The organism is Enorma burkinafasonensis, from assembly GCF_902150035.1.
In the GTDB taxonomy this organism is placed as follows: domain Bacteria; phylum Actinomycetota; class Coriobacteriia; order Coriobacteriales; family Coriobacteriaceae; genus Enorma; species Enorma burkinafasonensis.
In genome coordinates this window covers 152299-171586 of the sequence record NZ_LR597501.1, presented here as the reverse complement: position 1 = coordinate 171586, position 19288 = coordinate 152299, and the positions used below count along the sequence as shown (strand labels likewise).

General features: G+C 69.3%; 18 protein-coding genes. All 18 read left to right on the top strand.

Annotated features, from left to right (window positions below; genetic code table 11):
• Nucleotides 1-57: 57 nt before the first annotated feature.
• A complete protein-coding gene (gene lspA, locus FS885_RS00840; protein WP_246060680.1) occupies nucleotides 58-603 on the top strand; it encodes a signal peptidase II in 546 nt (181 codons plus the stop codon).
• Nucleotides 593-1603, top strand: coding sequence for an RluA family pseudouridine synthase (locus FS885_RS00835; RefSeq protein WP_144743056.1), 1011 nt, complete (start codon nucleotides 593-595; stop codon nucleotides 1601-1603). The genes lspA and FS885_RS00835 overlap by 11 nt, the downstream gene beginning before the upstream one ends.
• 174 nt (nucleotides 1604-1777) lie before the next feature.
• Complete coding sequence (locus FS885_RS00830) at nucleotides 1778-3031, top strand: glycosyltransferase family 2 protein (protein WP_186365728.1); 1254 nt, start codon at nucleotides 1778-1780, stop codon at nucleotides 3029-3031.
• 51 nt (nucleotides 3032-3082) lie between these two features.
• Nucleotides 3083-4474, top strand: coding sequence for a hypothetical protein (locus FS885_RS00825; RefSeq protein ID WP_144743054.1), 1392 nt, complete (start codon nucleotides 3083-3085; stop codon nucleotides 4472-4474).
• A gap of 8 nt (nucleotides 4475-4482) precedes the next feature.
• Nucleotides 4483-4950, top strand: coding sequence for a prepilin peptidase (locus FS885_RS00820; protein ID WP_144743053.1), 468 nt, complete (start codon nucleotides 4483-4485; stop codon nucleotides 4948-4950).
• 397 nt (nucleotides 4951-5347) lie between these two features.
• Nucleotides 5348-6613, top strand: a complete 1266-nt coding sequence (locus tag FS885_RS00815; RefSeq protein ID WP_144743052.1) for a deoxyguanosinetriphosphate triphosphohydrolase family protein — start codon at nucleotides 5348-5350, stop codon at nucleotides 6611-6613.
• Between the two features lie 9 nt (nucleotides 6614-6622).
• On the top strand, nucleotides 6623-7954 hold the full coding sequence (locus FS885_RS00810; RefSeq protein ID WP_144743051.1) for a replication-associated recombination protein A: 1332 nt from the start codon (nucleotides 6623-6625) through the stop codon (nucleotides 7952-7954).
• Nucleotides 7955-8060: 106 nt separating this feature from the next.
• Nucleotides 8061-8639 (top strand): hypothetical protein, encoded by a 579-nt coding sequence (locus FS885_RS00805; protein ID WP_144743050.1) that lies wholly within the window; start codon nucleotides 8061-8063, stop codon nucleotides 8637-8639.
• Nucleotides 8632-9012: an ATP-binding protein gene (locus tag FS885_RS00800; RefSeq protein ID WP_144743049.1), complete on the top strand. Its 381-nt coding sequence runs from the start codon at nucleotides 8632-8634 to the stop codon at nucleotides 9010-9012. Before FS885_RS00805 ends, FS885_RS00800 begins: the two co-directional genes overlap by 8 nt.
• A 1-nt stretch (nucleotide 9013) precedes the next feature.
• The gene (locus FS885_RS00795; protein ID WP_144743048.1) at nucleotides 9014-9805 is read left to right on the top strand and encodes an RNA polymerase sigma factor SigF; all 792 of its coding nucleotides are present in this window, start codon (nucleotides 9014-9016) and stop codon (nucleotides 9803-9805) included.
• Nucleotides 9802-11172, top strand: a complete 1371-nt coding sequence (locus FS885_RS00790; protein WP_246060678.1) for an AI-2E family transporter — start codon at nucleotides 9802-9804, stop codon at nucleotides 11170-11172. The genes FS885_RS00795 and FS885_RS00790 overlap by 4 nt, the downstream gene beginning before the upstream one ends.
• 122 nt (nucleotides 11173-11294) lie before the next feature.
• Nucleotides 11295-13943: an alanine--tRNA ligase gene (gene alaS, locus FS885_RS00785; protein WP_144743047.1), complete on the top strand. Its 2649-nt coding sequence runs from the start codon at nucleotides 11295-11297 to the stop codon at nucleotides 13941-13943.
• Between the two features lie 11 nt (nucleotides 13944-13954).
• On the top strand, nucleotides 13955-14389 hold the full coding sequence (gene ruvX, locus FS885_RS00780; protein WP_144743046.1) for a Holliday junction resolvase RuvX: 435 nt from the start codon (nucleotides 13955-13957) through the stop codon (nucleotides 14387-14389).
• Between the two features lie 105 nt (nucleotides 14390-14494).
• The gene (mltG, locus tag FS885_RS00775; protein WP_246060675.1) at nucleotides 14495-15814 is read left to right on the top strand and encodes an endolytic transglycosylase MltG; all 1320 of its coding nucleotides are present in this window, start codon (nucleotides 14495-14497) and stop codon (nucleotides 15812-15814) included.
• Nucleotides 15811-16308, top strand: coding sequence for a YqeG family HAD IIIA-type phosphatase (locus tag FS885_RS00770; protein ID WP_144743045.1), 498 nt, complete (start codon nucleotides 15811-15813; stop codon nucleotides 16306-16308). Before mltG ends, FS885_RS00770 begins: the two co-directional genes overlap by 4 nt.
• A 3-nt stretch (nucleotides 16309-16311) precedes the next feature.
• On the top strand, nucleotides 16312-16857 hold the full coding sequence (locus FS885_RS00765) for a shikimate kinase (RefSeq protein WP_144743044.1): 546 nt from the start codon (nucleotides 16312-16314) through the stop codon (nucleotides 16855-16857).
• Complete coding sequence (locus FS885_RS00760; RefSeq protein WP_144743043.1) at nucleotides 16854-17957, top strand: dehydroquinate synthase/iron-containing alcohol dehydrogenase family protein; 1104 nt, start codon at nucleotides 16854-16856, stop codon at nucleotides 17955-17957. The genes FS885_RS00765 and FS885_RS00760 overlap by 4 nt, the downstream gene beginning before the upstream one ends.
• A gap of 65 nt (nucleotides 17958-18022) precedes the next feature.
• Nucleotides 18023-19162: a M24 family metallopeptidase gene (locus FS885_RS00755; protein ID WP_144743042.1), complete on the top strand. Its 1140-nt coding sequence runs from the start codon at nucleotides 18023-18025 to the stop codon at nucleotides 19160-19162.
• Nucleotides 19163-19288: the final 126 nt, after the last annotated feature.

Sequence of the window (19288 nt, the reverse complement as noted above, 5' to 3'; positions counted from 1 at the left end):
TGCCGCCGCGTCGCGGTGCGCGCCCGTCTTTGACTCAAGGTACCGAAGGGAGGGCGCGTGCCCGGAACAGAGCCTACGAAGGCGCCGCAGCCGAGCATCGCTTGGCGGTTCGCGGTGCTCTTGCCGATTGCCGTCGCGTTCGTCGCGGCGGACCAACTGGTCAAGGTCGAGGTCCGTGCCGCCGAGGCGGCGGGCGCCTTCCCCGTGGAGCTCATCCGGGGCGTCATCGGCCTCACGTACGTCGAGAACCGCGGCGCCGCCTTCGGGCTCGGCGACGGGTTCGGCTGGGTGTTCGTCGCGCTCGCGGTCGTGATGGTCGTGGGCTCGGCGGTCTACCTGGCCCGCGCACCGCTCGTGTCGCGCCTCGAGGTCGTGGGCCTCGCCATGATCGCGGGCGGTGCCGTGGGCAACGCCATCGACCGCGTCGCCCAGGGCTTCGTGACCGACTTCATCACCTTCAGGTTCTTCGACTTCCCGAGCTTCAACATCGCCGACATCGGCATCACCGTGGGCGTCGTCATCGCGCTTATCGGCTTCGCCGTGCTCTCGCCGGCGAACGCCGCGGCGCGCTCGGGTGCGGGCGGTGACGCCTGTGGCCGGTGACATCCATCTCCTCGTCGACGCCTCCCAGGCGGGCGCGCGCCTCGACGCCTACCTCGGGGCGCAGGACACCTGTCCGTCGCGCTCGGCCTGCGCGCACCTCATCGACCGGGGCGCGGTCGCGGTGAACGGCGAGACCTGCCTCTCCAAGAAGTACGCCGTCGCCGCGGGCGACCGCATCTCCGTCGAGCTTCCCGAGACGGCGGAGCCCGGCGTCGTCGAGGGCGAGAACATCCCGCTCGATATCCGCTACGAGGACGATTACCTGATCGTCCTCTCCAAGCAGCGCGGGCTCGTCTGCCATCCCGCGCAGGGCCATGACCGGGGCACGCTCGCCAACGCGCTCGTCTACCACTGCGGCGCCGACCACCTGGGGACCCTCCAGGGCGAGGACCGCCCGGGCATCGTGCACCGCCTCGACCGGGACACCTCGGGGCTCATGCTCGCCGCGAAGGACGACGACACGCAGCGCGCGCTCCAGGACCTCATCCGCCTGCGCACGCTCGACCGCCGCTACATCGCGCTCGTCCACGGCTACATCGCGCACGACGAGGGGACGATCGACACCGGCATCGCCCGCTCCACGCGCGACCGCGTCAAGATGGCCGTGACCGACGACCCCTTCGCGCGGCAGGCCATCACCACGTTCCGGGTGCTCGAGCGTTTCGAGGCGGGGAGGGGCGACGACGGCTACACCCTCGTCGAATGCCATCTCTACACCGGGCGCACGCACCAGATCCGCGTGCACATGCGCCACATCAACCATCCGCTCGTGGGCGACCCGCTCTACGGCAAAGGCAAGGGCGCCGAGCGCGCCGACCGCGGCCTCACGCGGCAGTTCCTACACTCCTGGCGCGTGCGCTTCACCCATCCCGTGACGGGGGAGACCGTGGAGTGCCGCGACACCCTGCCGTGGGACCTCGCGGCGGTGCTCGATGACATCGAGGAGCTCTCGCTCGGCCGCACGGCGGCGGGCGACGAGATCGTGCCGCAGCTCCTCTAGCGCTCCTGAGGGCGTGTGCATTCTTGGGAAACGGCACGCGCCCCCATGCGGACAGGGGCCCCGGGCGGGCGGGTGGTCTAAACTTGGTCGCGTGATAAGTACATCCCCGGGAGGGTGCCCGTGCCGGATTTCGTCATAGCGTTTCTCGAGGCCACGCCCATCGTCAAGTTCAACATGCTGGTCGTGGGCTTCTTCACCGTGTTCTTCTTCTACCAGGCCGTGTTCTTCGTCATCGGTGCGCTCCGCGGCGAGGTGCGCTACCCCAAGGCGGCGCGCAACCACCACTACGCGTTCTTCATCGCCGCCCACAACGAGGAGCAGGTCATCGCCAACCTCGTGCGCTCCATCAAGGCGCAGGACTACCCCCAGGAGCTCATCGACGTCTTCGTCGTGGCCGACTCGTGCACCGACCGCACGGCCGAGGTCGCGCGCGAGGCGGGCGCCATCGTCTACGAGCGCCACGACCTCGCCCGCAAGGGCAAGAGCTGGGTCATGGACTTTGGGTTCGCGCGCATCCTCAGCGAGTACCCGGGCGTGCACGAGGGGTTCTTCATCTTCGACGCCGACAACCTCGTGAGCCCCGACTACACGACCATCATGAACGAGGCGTTCGACCAGGGCTACATGGCGGTGACCGGCTACCGCAACTCGAAGAACTTCGGCAGCTCCTGGGTGTCGGCCGCCTATGCGACGGCCTACCTGCGCGAGGCGCGCTTCCTCAACAACGCCCGCATGATCTGCGGCACCTCCTGCGCGGTCTCGGGCTCGGGCTACCTCGTGTCGGCGAAGATCATCGAGGCCATGCGCGGCTGGCAGTTCCACACGCTTACCGAGGACATCCAGTTCTCGACGTTCTGCGCCATCCACGGCGTCAGGATCGCCTATGCCCCCGCGGAGTTCTTCGACGAGCAGCCGGTCGCCTTCAAGGCCTCATGGAAGCAGCGCATGCGCTGGACCAAGGGCTTCTACCAGGTTTTCTTCACATACGGTGCCCATCTGGTCAAGTCCATGGTGCGCTTCAGGCGCTTTTCGGCCTACGACATGTTCATGACGGTGGCCCCGGGCAACCTCATCACGCTCATCTCGATCCTCGCCAACGGCACCTTCCTCATCGTCGGTCTGTTGAGCCACGGGTTCCTCGCCACCGACACCGAGATCGAGACCTGCCTCCAGTCCATCATCATGACGTTCGTGGCGCTCTACCAGACCTATTTCTGGATGGGGCTCTTCACGACCGTCCTCGAGCGCCGCCATATCCATTGCGGCAAGCGCTGGCGCGTGGTGCTCAACATCTTCACGTTCCCGCTGTTCATGTTCACCTACATCCCGCTCATCGTCGCGGCGCTGTTCCTCAAGGTCGACTGGGTCCCCACGCCGCACAGCCTGTCGCTGACGCTTGACGAGGTCGTGGGCGAGCCGTCGTCCTGATCTGTCGCCGGCGCGCCCGCCCGTGCGCGGACCCGGCTGGAAGGAGTTCCCATGGCCGAACTTAACCACCGCGCACGCGTCGCGCTTCCCGTGGCGCCCGTGCGCGCGGGCGCGTTCCCGCTCGACGCGGTCGCGCTCGAGGACGAGTACCTCGAGTACGCCCGCGCGCTCGATGGCGACGCCGCCTCGCGTTCCCGGGCGGACGCCGTGCTCGTCGACGCCGGCGCCCTCTATCACGGCGGTCCCATCCAGTGGGCGTTCGTGCCCAAGGTGTTCTCCGGCCGCGATATCGCCTACCTCGCCTGGATCGCCGAGACCATGGGCCGCATCATGGACAAGGTCACGCGCGCGTTCGTCGCCGATGCGCGCGTCCGCGCCGCCTTCGCGCTCGACCCCGCCATCGAGCGGCTCGCGACGATGCCGAACGCCTTCGCGACCGAGATCCCCATCGCGCGCGTGGACATCTTCCTCGACGAGGAGACCGGCTCGTTCAAGTTCTGCGAGCTCAACACCGACGGCTCCTCGGGCATGCTCGTGACGGAGGGCGCCACCCGCGCGAACCTGGCGACTGAGGCGGGCGCGCGCTTCGCGGGACGCCACCGCGTCTCCACCTTCGACATCCTGGGCTCCTGTGCCGACGCGGTGCTCGCGTGCTATCGCGAGGCGGGCGGTGTCGCCGAGCGCCCGCGCGTCGTCGCCGTGGACTATGCCGAGAGCATCGTCGCCGAGGAGATCGAGGCGTTCCGTCCGGTCCTCGCCGCGCGCGGGGCCGAGCTCTCGTTCAGCGACATCCGCGACCTCAGGTATGCCGACGGCGTGCTGGCAGACGCGACCGGACCCATCGACTGCGTCTGGCGCCGCGTCGTCATCTCCGAGATGCTCGAAAAGCCCTGCCCGGGGGCCGACGCCCTCATGGCGTGCGCCGCCGAGGGGCGCGTCCCCATCGTGGGCGGCTTCCGTACCTGGCCCTGCGCGACGAAGACCGTGTTCGCCTTCCTCCATGGGCCGCTCGCCTCAGAGCTGCTCGACGAGGACGAGCTCGCCTTCGTGCGCGCGCACGTGCCCGCGACTTACCTGCTCGACGCCTCGAGCGACCTCGCGCGGTTCAGCGACCGCGAGCGCTGGATCGCGAAGCCCCGCGACGGCTACAACAGCGTCGGCGTGCGCGCGGGCCGCGACTGCGACGAGGGCACGTGGCGCGGCGTGCTCGAGGAGATGGCCGCCACCGGCGGTACGGTCCAGGAGTACGTGGTGCCGTACGCCTCGCCCAACTTCGAGGGCGGGGCTGCCGCCGGCGCGTGTGAGCCGGTGCCGTACATGAACATGGAGGGGCTCTACCTCTTCAACGGGCGGTTCGCCGGCGTGTTCACGCGCTGCGGGCGCTCGTCGGTCATAGGCGAGTTCACGGGCCGCCTGAACATGGGCTGCCTCGTCGTCGAGTAGGGCAGCCGATGCCGGGCTGGGGAGCCGATATCGCTGGGGCGGCCGCCGGCTGCTGCTTTGTCTGCTACCACGTCCTGCTGTTCGCGGCCGCGGCGATCGACGCGCGCGAGCGCCGGGCTCCGAACTCGCTCGTCGCCGCCATGCTCGCCGTCGCCGCGGCGCACCTTGCCCTCTCGCGGGAGCCCGCGTCGTGGGTGCCGGTCATAGCCTGCACCCTCGCGGTCTGCGGCCTGCTCGTTGTGCTCGAGGTCGCGTGGCGGCGCCTGCGCGGCTCGATCGGGCTGGGCATGGGGGACGTCAAGGTGCTCGGGACGGCGATGCTGCTGGACCCCGCCTCGGCGCTCGCCGGGTTCATCGGCGCGCTCGCGCTGCTCGCCGCCTCGGCGCTCGCCCTGCGCAAGCCGAGCCTGCCGCTTCTGCCGTTCTTTTTCGGCGCCTTCATCGCGGCGGAGGTTGCGCTGCGCGCGTTCTGCTAGCGCATGGGGGACGAGCGCGCGACGGGCGGGCAGGTTCCCTCACGGATGGCGCGTCGGTGGTTCCCGGATGACATCCGATTGAAAAGTGTGTGGATTTCGACGTTCATTTTTCTATCGAATGGTCTTCATCAAACTATATTTATTAAATCACCAGGTAGATGAGGTACGGTCAACGTGTGCCTCGCCGCTGGTTTGTTCAATTTCCTTGCGAATGGCTTTTCGCGCCATTCGCACTTCATTTGAATATCGAATGGCAGCTTGCGCGCAACTCGCCCTTCAAATGAACGTCGAGTTGCATGCAGGCGTCGCATCGGGCCGAAAACTCCACCGAATGGCCCTTCGGGCCGCCGATGTCGGCGCGGTATGCGATGATGGAGGGGAGGAAAGGCGGTATGCAATGCCGGACAGCACAGACACGCTCGACCGCGCCCAGGTTCGGGCGCGCATGGATTCGATTCCCGAGGTACTCTCGCCCGAGCTCATCGAGCGCATGCGGGACGACCGGGCGCGCGGATGGGTGAACCCGTACCGCGCGGACGACCGCGACGCGCTCCGGCGCGAGGACCGGCCCGGCGACGTCGCGAGCATCTGGCGCCCCGCCTACGTGCGCGACGTCGAGAAGATCATCCACACACCCGCCTACAACCGCTACGCGGGCAAGACGCAGGTGTTCAGCTTCCGCGCCAACGACGATCTCTCGCGGCGCGGCCTGCACGTCCAGCTCGTCGCCCGCATCGCCCGCGACATCGGCTACGCGCTCGGGCTCAACTGCGACCTCATCGAGGCGATCGGCCTCGGGCACGACCTGGGGCACACGCCCTTCGGGCACGCCGGCGAGCGCTGCCTGAACGAGGTGTTCCACGCGCGGACGGGCCGCTGGTTCTTCCACAACGTCCACTCGGTGCGCGTGCTCGACACGCTCTACGGTCGCAACCTCACGCTCCAGACGCTCGACGGCTGCCTCACGCACAACGGCGAGTACGAGCAGCGCGTCTTCGAGCTCTCGGGCCTTCGCACCTTCGACGAGCTCGACCGCACCGTCGAGGCCTGCTGCGCCACCGGCGACCTCGCCATCGGGCACCTCCGCCCGATGACGCTCGAGGGCTGCGTGGTGCGCATCTCCGACATCATCGCCTACGTGGGGCGCGACCGCCAGGACGCCATCGCCGCCGGCCTGCTCACGGGCGATGCCTTCGAGGACGGGCTGGGCGGCGCGTACAACTCCTGGATCCTGACGCACGCCTCGGCCGATATCATCGAGCACAGCTACGGCAAGGACCGCATCGAGATGAGCGACGAGCTCTTTTCCGAGATCAAGCGCGCCAAGGCCGAGAACTACGCCAAGATCTACCGTTCGAGCGGCATCGAGGGGGAGCGCGCCGAGGAGCTCGCCCGCGCGTTCGGCCTCATGTACGAGCACTGCCTGGGCGACCTCAAGGCCCGTGACGAGTCGAGCTTCATCTTCAGGCACCATATCGCCCGCGTGCAGGAGCACCTCGCGCACTACGGGCGCAGGTACCGGTGGAAGGACGACCTCGACCAGACGGTCGTCGACTACATCGCGAGCATGACGGACGGCTACTTCACGGAGCTCGCGACCAAGCTGTTCCCCGAGATCAGCTTCCCTGCGCGCACCTACATATCGGGGGAGGTCGAGCGTTAGGACATGACGATGGAGACGCTGTTCACGCAGGTGGAATCCGACCGCAAGCTCGCGCACGCGCCGCTCGCCGTCCGGATGAGGCCGAGCTCGCTCGATGAGTACGTGGGGCAGGAGAATGCCGTGGGGCCGGGCTCCTGGCTCCGCTCGGCCATCGAGCACGACGTGCTGTCGAGCGTGATCCTCTACGGGCCCGCGGGCACGGGCAAGACCACGCTCGCCCACATCATCGCCGCGCACACCAGAAGCGAGTTCGTCGAGGTCTCCGCCGTCACCGGCACCGTGAAGGACCTGCGCCGCGAGATCGAGGCAGCCGAGCGCCGCCTCATGGCCTTCGACAAGCGGACGATACTGTTCATCGACGAGATCCACCGCTTCTCGCGCTCGCAGCAGGACGCCCTGCTCCATGCCGTCGAGACGCGCACGGTGGTGCTCGTGGGCGCCACGACCGAGAACCCCTATTTCGAGGTCAACTCCGCGCTGCTGTCGCGCTCGCGCGTGGTGGAGCTCGGCTACCTCACCGACGAGGACATCGCGGTCGTGGTGCGCCGCGCGCTCGCGTCGCCCCAGGGGCTTGGCGGCGCCTTCTCGGCCGACGACGAGGTGGTGCGCTCCATCTGCACGCTCGCCGCCGGGGACGCGCGCGCCGCGCTCACGACGCTCGAGCTCGCGAGCGAGATCGCCGTCACCCGCCCCGATACCGACGGGACGCCCGCGCCCGCGGAGGGGGAGCCCACGCCCATATCGCTCGACGACGTGCAGATGGCGAACCCCCGCCGCGGCCTGTCCTACGACAAGTCGGGCGACATGCACTACGACATCATCTCGGCCTTCATCAAGTCGATGCGCGGGAGCGACCCGGATGCCGCGGTGTACTGGCTCGCGCGCATGATCGACGCCGGCGAGGACCCCAAGTTCATCGCCCGCCGCATCATGATCGCCGCCTCGGAGGACATCGGCAACGCCGACCCCCAGGCGCTGCTCGTGGCGGAGGCGGCCTTCAAGGCGGCCGAGGTGATCGGCTACCCCGAGTGCCGCATCAACCTCGCGCAGGCGGCCATCTACAACGCGCTCGCGCCCAAGTCGAACGCCTGCGAGGCCTCGATCGACGCCGCGCTGGCGGACGTGCGCACCTCGGGCCAGCGCGAGGTGCCGAGCCATCTGCGCGACCGGCACCGCCCCGGGTCGGACGAGTACGGCGCGTACCGCTACCCGCACGACTACCCCGAGGGCTGGGTCGACCAGCGCTACCTTCCCGAGGGGCTCGAGCCGGGCGCCTTCTGGCAGAGCTCCGGCAGGGGATGGGAGCAGTTCCGCTTCGAGCGGGGGCAGCACCGCGCCTAGCTACGTGGAGACGCTCTAGAACGTCGGCCGGATGCGGCGGCCCCGCAACCGGGTGCCCCGCTTGGGGTAGAATCAAACAGTCTGTATGTCCAACAGAGGAGGTCCCATGGAGCCCCTTCAGATCCTGCTCATCGTCCTCGTCGTCGCGGGCATCTGGGCCGTGGCGGAGCTGGCGCTCACCATCCGCCGCGCCCGCGCCACCGTCGGCGAGGTCGATCGCGCGGTCGGCGAGCTCAACGAGACGCTTGCCGAGACCCGCCCCGTCGTCGCGAAGCTCGACGGCGCCATCGACGAGCTCACGCCCGCGCTCTCGCAGGTCGAGCCCCTGCTCAAGTCCGCCAACGTCGCCGTCGACGCGCTCTCGGCGAACCTCGTCGAGGTTGAGGCCGTCGTGCGCGACGTCGCGCAGGTGACCGGCTCGGTCGCCACCGCGCAGGAGGCGGTCGCCGGCGTCGCCGACAGCGCGTCCGGTGCCGTCCAGCGCATCCTCGGCAAGATCAAGGCTCCCGCCGCGGACGCCGAGCGCGCCCTGCATGCCGGCGAGGCCCCGCGCGCGGACGCCTCCGCCGAGGCGCCCGCTGCCGAGGCCGCGGCGGATGAGCCCGCCCGGCCTACGCGCTACTACACCTACGGCGCCGCGCCCGCGGGCACCGAGGCCGCAGAGGGGGAGGACGCCCATGAGTAACGAGACCCCGATCGAGGCGATCGAGCTCGCCGTCGCACCCGACCCCAGGCTCGCCCGCCTCGTCCGCATGATCGCGGCCAACGTCGCCGCGCTCTCCTCGATGTCGGTCGACCGCATCGAGGATATCCGCATGGCGGCCGAGGAGGCCTTCATCTACGCTTGCGGCGCCGCCACCGACCAGGTGACCTTCCGCTTCGAGGTCGATCCCGCGCACGTCGCCATCGACGTCGAGCTCGGGGCGGGCCCGCTCCCCGAGGGGGAGGCCGAGGGCCCTGCCGCCTACGCGGACCTCATCCTGGGGGCCGTCTGCGACGCCTACGAGAAGACGGCCTCGCCGGCGCGGCTCCATCTCGAGCTCAAGGCGGATGTCTGATATGGCGGAGAAGACCACGTCAAGTAGGTCGGCCTGGGACAAGCAGAAGACGCACGAGCTGTTTCGCCGCTACAAGGAGCACGGCGACATGGATGCCCGCGAGCAGCTCGTCATGTCGCATCTCAACCTGGTCCGGTTCCTCGCCAACAAGTTCAAGAACCGCGGCGAGCCGCTCGACGACCTGATCCAGGTGGGCTACCTCGGCCTGCTCAAGGCGATCGACCGCTTCGACCCCGAGCGCGGGCTCGAGTTCACCACGTACGCCACGCCCACCATCTTGGGCGAGATCAAGCGCCATTTCCGCGACAAGGGGTGGAGCGTGCGCGTGCCCAGGCGCCTGCAGGAGCTCTCCGCCAAGGTCAACCAGGCGACCGACACGCTCACCACCCAGCTCCAGCGCTCGCCCACGATCGACGAGATCGCCGACTACCTCGACGCGAGCGTGGACGAGGTGCTCGAGGCGATGGAGTCGTCCTCGGCCTACAGCTCGGTGCCCCTCGAGGGCACGGGCAGCTCCGAGAACGACGACGCGCCCTCGATCATCGACCGCTACGCGACCGAGGACAGCGAGCTCGCGCTCACCGACGACCGCCTCATCATCGAGGAGGCGCTCGAGGGCTTCTCGCCGCGCGAACGCGAGGTCATCGAGCTGCGCTTCCTGAAGGGCATGACCCAGATCGAGATCGCGGAGAAGCTCGGCATCTCGCAGGTCCAGGTGTCGCGCCTCCTCAGGCGCACGCTCAAGAAGATCCAGGACAAGATCGACCCGGAAGGAGTCATGGGCAGATCATGACCGAAGAGAACTCCTCCCGCATGAGGGCCGTCGAGGCGAAGATCCCCGGCGCGCGCCTCCTTGCGCTGCGCGTTTGGACCGTGGTCGGCGCGATCGTCATCGGCGCGGCCCTTCTCGACGTGCTCGGCGTGCTCGCGCCCGTGATCGAGTTCCTCGCGGTGGGCTCGCTCATCGCCTTCGTCGAGTCCCCGATCGTGAACGCCCTCGAGCGCCGGAGCGTCCCGCGCGGCGTGGGCGCGCTCATCGGCCTCGTGGTGGTGGTCGCGGTGCTCACGTGCCTCATCATGGTGATCGGCCCCGTGATCGTCGACCAGCTGCTCGAGGTCCTCGCGCGTCTGCCCCAGCAGCTGCGCGGTCTCGGCGAGTGGGTCGTGCAGCTCTCCCGCGACTTCGAGGCGCTCTCCGAGTCCACGTGGGCGAGCCAGCTCGACGCCGCCCTGACCTCGCTCGCCGACATGGCGTCCGGCTACATCACCCAGATCGCAGGCGACGTGGGCAGGGGCGTGGTGCCGGTCGTCTCGGCGTTCGCGGCCCAGCTCTTCATCGTGTTTTTGGGCCTTGTGCTCGCGTACTGGCTCGCCCTCGACTACCCGCGCATCCACCGCGAGATCGGCGCCATCGTGGGCGGCGAGCACGAGACGAGCTACCGTTTCATGGTGGCCATCCTCTCGCGCTCCGTGGGCGGCTACATGCGCAGCATGGTGATCACCTCGATCGTGAACGGCGTGCTCGCCGGCGTGGCGCTCGCGATCGCCGGCCACCCGTACGCGTCGCTCATGGGCGTGCTCACCGGCCTTCTGCACCTCATCCCCGTGCTCGGCCCGTGGATCTCGGCCTTCGCGGCGACGCTGCTCGCGCTCTTCTACGATCCCGTGCTGGCGCTGTGGACCCTCATCATCTGCATGGTCGCGCAGAACGTCACGGACAACGTGATCTCGCCCAAGGTCATGCAGTCGACGGTGCAGATCCACCCCGCCATGAGCCTCGCCGCGCTCGTCGTGGGCTCGGCGCTGCTCGGCGCGCTCGGCATGGTCATCGCGATCCCGTTGTGTGCGGCGCTGAAGGGCCTCTTCATCTTCTACTTCGAGAAGAACACGGGGCGCGCCATCGTCTCGTACGACGGCGCCATCTTCAAGGGGACGCCGTTTCGCGACGAGCGCGACCGCCCGGTACCCGCGTTCGACGCGCTCGGCGAGGACAGCTTCGTCACCGACTCCGAGCTCATCGACGAGGACGTGGCCCCGAGCGGCTCGGCGCTGCCCAAGCCCGAGCTCGACAACCCCTGGAGCAAGCTCAACTTCATCCACCTGCCCGCCGACTTCAAGGTGGGGCGCGATGCGGGCCGCGACGACGATGACGGGCGCTAGGGCCGCCTAGCGCCGCGTGCCGCCCCGCGGTGTGTGAACAAGGCGCCCACGACCCGCGCGGTTTGGCTATACTTATGACGTTTTCAGCATTCACGATGCACCTACCCTAGGGAGATTGCGCAATGGCAGCAGAGTTTCCGTCCATGACCACCGCCGAGATCCGCTCGACGTTCCTCTCGTTTTTCGAGGAGCGCGGCTGCAAGGTGTTCCCCTCGTCGTCGCTCATCCCCGACGACCCGTCGCTTCTGCTCGCGAACGCGGGCATGAACCAGTTCAAGCAGTACTACCTCGGCAAGAAGACCATGAAGGAGGTCGGTGCGGCGTCCTGCCAGAAGTGCGTGCGCACCAACGACATCGACGTCATCGGCTCCGATGGCCGCCACCTCTCGTTCTTCGAGATGCTCGGCGACTTCTCCTTCGGCGGCATCCCCAAGGCCGAGGCCTGCAGGCTCTCGCTCGAGTACATCACCGACGTCCTGCACCTGCCCATGGAGCGCCTCTACTTCACCGTGTTCACGGATGACGACGAGTGCTTCAAGATCTGGGAGGATCTGGGCGCGCTGCCGGGGCACATCTCGCGCCTCGGCGAGGACGACAACTTCTGGGCCGCCGGCCCGACCGGTCCCTGCGGACCGTGCTCCGAGATCTACTACGACCAGGGCGAGGAGTTCGGCTGCGGGAGTGCGGACTGCGCGCCCGGCTGCGACTGCGACCGCTACCTGGAGTTCTGGAACCTCGTGTTCACGCAGTACGACCGCCAGGAGGACGGCTCCATGCCGGAGCTGCCGCACCGCAACCTCGATACCGGCATGGGCCTCGAGCGCATCGCCGCCATCATGCAGGGCGCGCGCTCGAACTACGAGACCGACATCCTGCGCGGGCTCATCGCGCTCGGCGAGGAGATCTCGGGCGCCGAGTACGTCCCGGGCGTCTACGAGGGCGCGAGCCGCAGCCTGCGCATCCTCGCCGACCACGCCCGCGCGGTGACCTTCATGCTCGCCGACGGCATCCGCCCGGGCAACGAGGGCCGCGGCTACGTGCTGCGCCGCCTCATCCGCCGCGCCATCATGCACGGGCACCTGCTGGGCATCCGCGAGCCGTTCATGTGCCGCTACGCCGAGGCCGTCATCGACATCATGGGCGGGCACTACTCCGAGCTCGTCGAGCGCCGCGCGCTCGTCCTCAAGTTCCTCGAGAGCGAGGAGCAGCGCTTCTCGGCGACGATCGAGAACGGCACCGCCTACCTCGACGATGCCCTCGCCGAGCTCGATGAGGGCGGCGTGCTCGACGGACGCCGCGCCTTCACGCTCCACGACACCTTCGGGTTCCCCATCGACCTCACGGTCGAGATCGCCGAGAGCCGCGGCTTCACGGTCGACACGGACGGATTCGAGGTCGCCATGGCCGAGCAGCGCGAGCGCGCCCGCGCCCAGGTGAAGGACGTCGCGTGGTCGAAGTTCGACACGGTGTGGCTCGCGCTCTCCGATACGCTCGAGCCGACCGGGTTTGCCGGCTACGACGCGACCGAGCTCACCGCGCGCGTCGTCGCCATCGTGCGCGACGGGCGCTCCGTCGAGTCCGCCGAGGCGGGGGAGCGCGTCGAGATCGTGCTCGACCGCACGCCGTTCTACGGCGAGCGCGGCGGCCAGTGCGGCGACACGGGCGCCATCACCTCCGAGGCGGGCCTATCCTTCGCGGTGGCCGACACCACCTGGCAGGAGAAGGTCATCGCCGCGCACGCGGGCACCGTCGAGGCGGGCGCGGTATCCGTCGGCGACGAGGTGCTCGCCTCGGTCGACGCCGCGCGCCGCGAGCGCATCCGCCGCAACCACACGGCGACCCACCTGCTCCATGCGGCGCTGCGCCGTGTGCTCGGCACCCACGTGGCGCAGGAGGGCTCCTATGTCGACGACGAGCGCCTGCGCTTCGACTTCACGCACTTCTCGCCGATGTCCGCCGCCGAGATCGCCGAGGTCGAGCAGGTCGTGAACGGCTGGATCTTCGCCGATTTGCCCGTCTCCACCAAGATCATAGGCATCGAGGAGGCCAAGGCGTCGGGCGCGATGGCGCTGTTCACCGAGAAGTACGGTGACGAGGTGCGCGTGGTGTCCTGCGGCGATGTTTCGAGCGAGCTCTGCGGCGGCACGCACGCCCGCAACACCTCCGAGCTCGGCCTCATGAAGATCGTCTCCGAGTCCTCCACCGGCGCCAACATCCGCCGCATCGAGGCCGTCACCTCCACGGGCGCGCTCGCGTACCTGAACGAGCGCCTCGCCCTCCTCGAGCAGACGGCTCTTGAGCTCAAGTGCCGCGTCGACGAGGTGCCGCAGCGCGTCTGCGCCCTCCAGGAGAGCATGCACGCCACGGAGCAGAAGCTCAAGGCCGCGCTCACGGGCGGGTCGTCCGATGCCATCGGGCACGCCATCGACGCCGCCGAGGACCGCGGCGCCTACAAGCTCGTGATCGCGAAGCTCGAGGGCCTCGAGGCCGCTGACCTGCGGAACGTCTGGGACACCGTGCGCCAGAAGGTCGCGGGACCGGTCGCCTGCGTGCTCGCGACCGTGACCTCGAAGGGCCAGCCGGCGCTCCTCGCCGGCGCCACCGACGAGGCGGTCGCCGCGGGCTTCAAGGCCGGCGACATCATCAAGAAGATCGCCCCGCTCGTGGGCGGCGGCGGTGGCGGCCGTCCGCAGATGGCGCAGGCCGGCGGCAAGGACGCGAGCGGCATCCCCGCCGCGCTCGAGGCCGCGCGCGCGGCGCTCGACGCTTAAAGGCCCCGCGCGTGGTAGCGCTCGCGCTCGACATCGGCGAGACCCGTATCGGGATAGCCGCCTCGGACAGCTCGGGGCGGCTCGCCATGCCCGTGAAGGTCCTGCCGGCCTCCGAGGTCACCGGCATGGCGCGAAGCTTCCGCTACGTGCTCGAGGACCACGAGCCCGACGTCCTCGTCTGCGGGCTGCCCAAGACGCTCGCCGGCGAGGACGGGCAGCAGGCCGAGCGCGTGCGCGCCGTCGCGGCCGAGGTGGCGGAAGCGTGCGGGCTTCCCGTCGAGTTCGTCGACGAGCGGCTGTCCTCGGCGGAGGCGAAGCGGATCCTGCGCGCGCAGGGCCTCTCGGAGCGCCAGATGCGCGGACGGGTGGACATGGTCGCCGCGAGCCTCTTCCTGCAGGCCTGGCTCGACGCCCGCCGCGACGCGGAGGCAGGGCTTCAAGGTTAGATGGAAAGTTTAAGCCGCTCTTAAGTCTGCGGTACACTACTAGCCGATATATTCACCACGACTCAACACGCGCGAGTTCGGTCCGCGCGTATCGAAAGGGGCCCTGTGGCGTACCAAGACGGCAACACACCCAGGCGCACGGCGGGTGCGCACGGCGGAAGCGCGACCCCGCGTCCCGCCGGGAAGCGCTTCGCGCGAAACGGCACCTCCGGGCAGGCGAGGACTTACACCCCGTCCTCCTACGGCTCGACCGCGCAGCGTCCCGCAGCCCATCGCGCCCATGCCGCCGCCCCCTCGCATGCGCGGAGCGCGCAGGGAGGGACGCACCGCGCCGGCGTGCAGGCGGCCTACACCCGCAAGAGCACCCAGCAGGGCAAGCAGAAGCAGCCCATCATCCCGCTCATCATCGCCATCGCCGTCGTCCTCGCCGTCTTCGCGGGGGTCATCTTCGTGGTGATACCCGCCGTCTCCGGCGCGTTCGCGGGCAGCGACGAGCCCGCCGTCGAGGCCGGCCTCGAGGTGCAGATCAACATCCCCGAGGGCGCCTCGGGCGACCAGATCGCCTCGATCCTCTCGCAGAACCACGTCATCGAGGACCCGCAGCAGTACTACGCCGCGGTCCGCGAGCTCCATGCCGACACGCAGCTCAAGCCCGGTGACTACATCCTCACCACGGGCATGGACCCGCTCGACGTGGTGCGCCAGCTCATCTCCGGCCCCAACGTCGAGGGCATCGACCTCACCATCCAGGAGGGCCTCACCGTCGACCAGACGGCCGCTCGCGTCGAGGAGACGCTCGGCATCCCCGCCGCCGACTTCCTGGCGCAGGCCAAGGCCTCCAACTACGCCGAGGACTACCCCTTCCTGGAGGGCGCCTACAACGACTCGCTCGAGGGCTTCCTCTACCCCAAGACCTACACCTTCCTCTCCGAGCCCACGGCAGACGAGGTCATCCGCGTGATGCTCGACCAGTTCGAGACCGAGACCGCCGACCTCAACCTGGGCGATGGGGCCAACGGTCTCACCCTGCAGGAGCTCGTCTCGCTCGCCTCGCTCGTCGAGCGCGAGACCGCGGTCGCCGACGAGCGCCCGCAGGTCGCGAGCGTCATCTACAACCGCCTCGACGCCGGCATGCCGCTCCAGATCGACGCGGCGATCGTCTACGCGCGCGGCGGAGGCTCGGGTACCGTCACCTACGACGACCTCGAGATCGACTCGCCGTACAACATCTACAAGAACACCGGCCTCACGCCCGGGCCCATCTGCTCGCCGAGCGTCTCGTCCATCGAGGCGGCGGTCTCGCCCGCGGACACCGACTACCTCTACTACGTGCTCTCCCCCGACAACGACGGCACGCACCGCTTCAGCGAGACCTACGACGAGTTCCTGGTGAACCGCCAAGAGTACGTGGACTCCCGCTCATGAGCGTCTTCTCGCCCAAACGCTACGTCGCCTCGGTCGAGCGGATCGACCTCGACGAGCTCTACGCACAGGGGAAGCGCGCGATCCTGCTCGACCGCGACAACACGCTCGTGCCGCGCGACCGCACCACGGCCCCCGACGAGGTGGCCCGCTGGCTCGACCGCGCGCGCGAGCTCGGCATGAGGCTCTGCATGGTGTCGAACAACTGGCACCACGACCAGGTCATGCGCTCTGCCGGCGAGCTCGGGCTCGAGGCCATCGGCTTCGCGATGAAGCCGGCGCCCTTCGCGCTCTTCGCGGCCCTGAAGCGCCTCGGCGTCTCGCGCGAGGAGACCGTGATGGTCGGCGACCAGCTCTACACCGATGTCTGGGCGGGTACGCTCGCCGGCATCGACACCATCCTCGTGAAGCCCCAGACGACGGTCGATCTGTGGTACACGCAGATCTTCCGCATCTTCGAGCGCCGGGCGCTGCGCAACCTCACCTGCGAGGAGTAGCCCGTGGAGGCGCGGGCGGCTGGCACCGGGAAGCGCGGGTGCGACCATATCTTCTTCATCGGGTTTCTGGGCGCGGGCAAGTCGACCCTCGCCCGCAACCTCGGCCGCATGTTCAACCGCCGCTACGTCGATACCGACCGCCTCGTCGAGCGCCGCGCGGGCACCTCGATCAAGGCGATCTTCCGCAAGGAAGGGGAGGGGCGCTTCCGCGAGCTCGAGACCGCCGCGCTCTCGTCGCTCGCCTCCGAGCGGAGTCTTCTGGTCTCCTGCGGCGGCGGCATCGTGGAGACCCCCGGCAACATCGAGCTCATGCACCGCATGGGCTACTGCGTCTTCCTCGACGGCGACCTCGACGACTCGCTGCGGCAGATCCGCTCGCTCGCCGCGCGCCCCGACTTCAAGTCGCCGGCGCATGCGGCGCGCCTCTACGAGCACCGCAGGCCGCTCTACCTCGACGCCGCCGACATGACGGTCGACATCAGGGGCCGCTCGTTCAAGGACGTTTCCTACATCTGCGCGGACATGCTATTGGAGCGTGGTCTTCTATGACGATCAAACGTCAGCTGCTCACCATCAACCAGCGGTCGGTCGACGTCCGCATCGGCGCGGGCGCCCTCGACGAGCTTTCCTCGCTCGTGGGGGGCGTCGTGGGCAAGCCTAGGCGCGCCCTCGTCGTCGTGCGCGACGATCTTTCCGCGGACGTGCTCCAGAAGGCCGAGCGCGGCCTCATCGACGCGGGCTTCTCCGTCGAGCGGGTCAGCTTCGCCGCAGGCGGGGACGCCCGCGCGCTCGCCTGCGCCGAGCGCCTGCTCGAGGGGCTCGGCGCCTCCGGCATCACCGAGGACGACCTCGTGCTCGCCCTCGGCGACACCGCGCTCTGCTCGCTCGCCGCGTTCTGCGCCAAGATCTGGTGCGGCGGCTGCGCCTGCGCCCTGGTGCCCACCGGCTTCGACGGCATGGCGACCCTTGCCACCGAGATGGCCCCGCTCGGGGACGGCGCGCTCGCCGGCATGGTGTCGCTGCCGCCCCAGCCCTCGATGGTCGTCTGCGACCTCTCGTTCCTGCCGGGGATGGATACGGACCTGCGCCGCGCGGGCTACGTCCGCATGGTGGGGGCGGCGCTCTCGGACGATAAGCGCTTCTGGGAGGCGCTCACCGAGCGCGCCGCCGAGCTCGTCGCCGACGACGCCGACGCCCTGACCGACCTGCTCGTCTCGACCATGATCGCCCGCCGCAACATCGTGAAGGCAGCGAACCCCGCGGCGCGGCGCGCCCTCGCCTACGGCACCGTGACCGCCTCCGCGCTCCGCGCGTGCCTCGGGCGGGACGTGCCCGACTATGCGCTGCTCGCCGAGGGCATGCGCTTCGAGGCGCGCCTCGCCGTCGACGCGTGCCGGCTCGACCCCGAGGTGGTCTTCGCCGAGGACGACCTGCTCTGGGACCTCGGCATCGAGGACCTGGGCTTCGAGCTCGATGCGGGCCGCCTCGTCGAGGCGATCCGCGCCGAGCAGGCACGGCGCTCCAACCGCACCATGCTCGCCCTGCCGCGCCAGGTGGGCTCGATCCGCCTCGCTGCGGTCGACGACGAGCTGCTCGTGCGGCACGCCGAGGCCTATTGCGCCTCGCGCGCGGAGCTCCTCGCCGAGTGATCGCGCCGCCCGCCGGAACGCAGGCGGGCTTCAAGCACCGCAAGGCCCAAGGGAAGGAATCTGCCATGGCTGCTTCGGTTAATTCGGCAAACGGAACCATCGCCCGCATCGAGCGCGTGCGCGCCCTCATGGACGAGCGCGGCTACGATGCCGTTGTCATCCGCGACGAGGCGAACCTGCGTTGGCTCACCGGGGCGGAGGGCGTGTTCGATTTCACAGGCGAGCTCCCGCACGCCGCCTTCATCACCGCCGACGAGGCGCTGCTCCACACCGATTCTCGCTACTTCAACTCGTTCACCGAGCACCTCCCGGCGGAGACCCCGTGGACGGTCGACGAGGAGGGCGTCCGGGCCCCGTGCTGGGTCGCCGAGCGCGCAGCGGCCGTCCGCGCCCGCGCTATCGCCCTCGAGGACACCTGCGACCTCGCCTTCCACCGCGCGCTCGTGCGCGCGCTCGAGGATGGCGCCGTCGCGTTCGCCATCCCGCTCATGCACGGGGACCTGCGGGCCATGCGGGCCGTCAAGGACGCCGAGGAGGTCGAGCTCATGCGCTGTGCGCAGGCGATCACCGACGCCGCCTTCGAGCACATGCTCGCCTACATCGAGCCCGGCCTCACCGAGCGGCAGGTCAAGTTCGAGCTCGAGAACTACATGTTCAGCCAGGGTGCCGACAGCCTCGCGTTCTCCTCGATCGTGGCCTCGGGCCCCAACGCCGCGAACCCGCACGCCATCGCGGGCGACCGTGTCATCGAGCGCGGCGACTTCGTCCTCATGGACTACGGCGCGGGGTACCGCGACTACAAGTCGGACATGACCCGCACCGTGTGCGTGGGCGAGCCGACGGCGCGGCAGCGCGAGGTCTACGACATCGTGCGGCGCACCCACGAGGAGTGCGCGAAGGCGGCGCATGCCGGCGTCGACGGGCGGGAGGTCCACGAGCTCTCGCGCAGGCTCATCGCGGAGGCGGGCTACGGGGCGTACTACGGCCACGGCCTCGGCCACGGCGTGGGCATCGACATCCACGAGCTGCCGGTCTTCGGACGCTCGGGCAACACGGTCGAGGCGGGCGCGGTCATCACCATCGAGCCGGGCATCTACCTGCCCGGCGAGTTCGGTGTGCGCCTGGAGGACTTCGGCCTCATCACCGAGGAAGGCTTTGTGCCCTTCACCCGAAGCCCGCACGAGCTCCAGGTCATCGCCTGCTAGCGCCGCGCGCACCCGGGCGCGCCGTGTTTATTTCGCAGCGTATCGCGGCAGCTCGCGGGAAAGAGTATAATCTGAGCGTTCATGCAACGACGCTTTGCGGCGACGCCGCCGCGACGGATTCGGAAA

What these genes read in the sequence shown, in the direction of transcription:
- FS885_RS00830 (WP_186365728.1), top strand. Translation starts at nt 1,778, where the DNA reads ATGCTGGTCGTGGGCTTCTTCACCGTGTTCTTCTTCTACCAGGCCGTG.
- FS885_RS00825 (WP_144743054.1), top strand. Translation starts at nt 3,083, where the DNA reads ATGGCCGAACTTAACCACCGCGCACGCGTCGCGCTTCCCGTGGCGCCC.
- FS885_RS00820 (WP_144743053.1), top strand. Translation starts at nt 4,483, where the DNA reads ATGCCGGGCTGGGGAGCCGATATCGCTGGGGCGGCCGCCGGCTGCTGC.
- FS885_RS00815 (WP_144743052.1), top strand. Translation starts at nt 5,348, where the DNA reads ATGCCGGACAGCACAGACACGCTCGACCGCGCCCAGGTTCGGGCGCGC.
- FS885_RS00810 (WP_144743051.1), top strand. Translation starts at nt 6,623, where the DNA reads ATGGAGACGCTGTTCACGCAGGTGGAATCCGACCGCAAGCTCGCGCAC.
- FS885_RS00805 (WP_144743050.1), top strand. Translation starts at nt 8,061, where the DNA reads ATGGAGCCCCTTCAGATCCTGCTCATCGTCCTCGTCGTCGCGGGCATC.
- FS885_RS00800 (WP_144743049.1), top strand. Translation starts at nt 8,632, where the DNA reads ATGAGTAACGAGACCCCGATCGAGGCGATCGAGCTCGCCGTCGCACCC.
- FS885_RS00795 (WP_144743048.1), top strand. Translation starts at nt 9,014, where the DNA reads ATGGCGGAGAAGACCACGTCAAGTAGGTCGGCCTGGGACAAGCAGAAG.
- FS885_RS00790 (WP_246060678.1), top strand. Translation starts at nt 9,802, where the DNA reads ATGACCGAAGAGAACTCCTCCCGCATGAGGGCCGTCGAGGCGAAGATC.
- alaS (WP_144743047.1), top strand. Translation starts at nt 11,295, where the DNA reads ATGGCAGCAGAGTTTCCGTCCATGACCACCGCCGAGATCCGCTCGACG.
- FS885_RS00770 (WP_144743045.1), top strand. Translation starts at nt 15,811, where the DNA reads ATGAGCGTCTTCTCGCCCAAACGCTACGTCGCCTCGGTCGAGCGGATC.
- FS885_RS00760 (WP_144743043.1), top strand. Translation starts at nt 16,854, where the DNA reads ATGACGATCAAACGTCAGCTGCTCACCATCAACCAGCGGTCGGTCGAC.
- FS885_RS00755 (WP_144743042.1), top strand. Translation starts at nt 18,023, where the DNA reads ATGGCTGCTTCGGTTAATTCGGCAAACGGAACCATCGCCCGCATCGAG.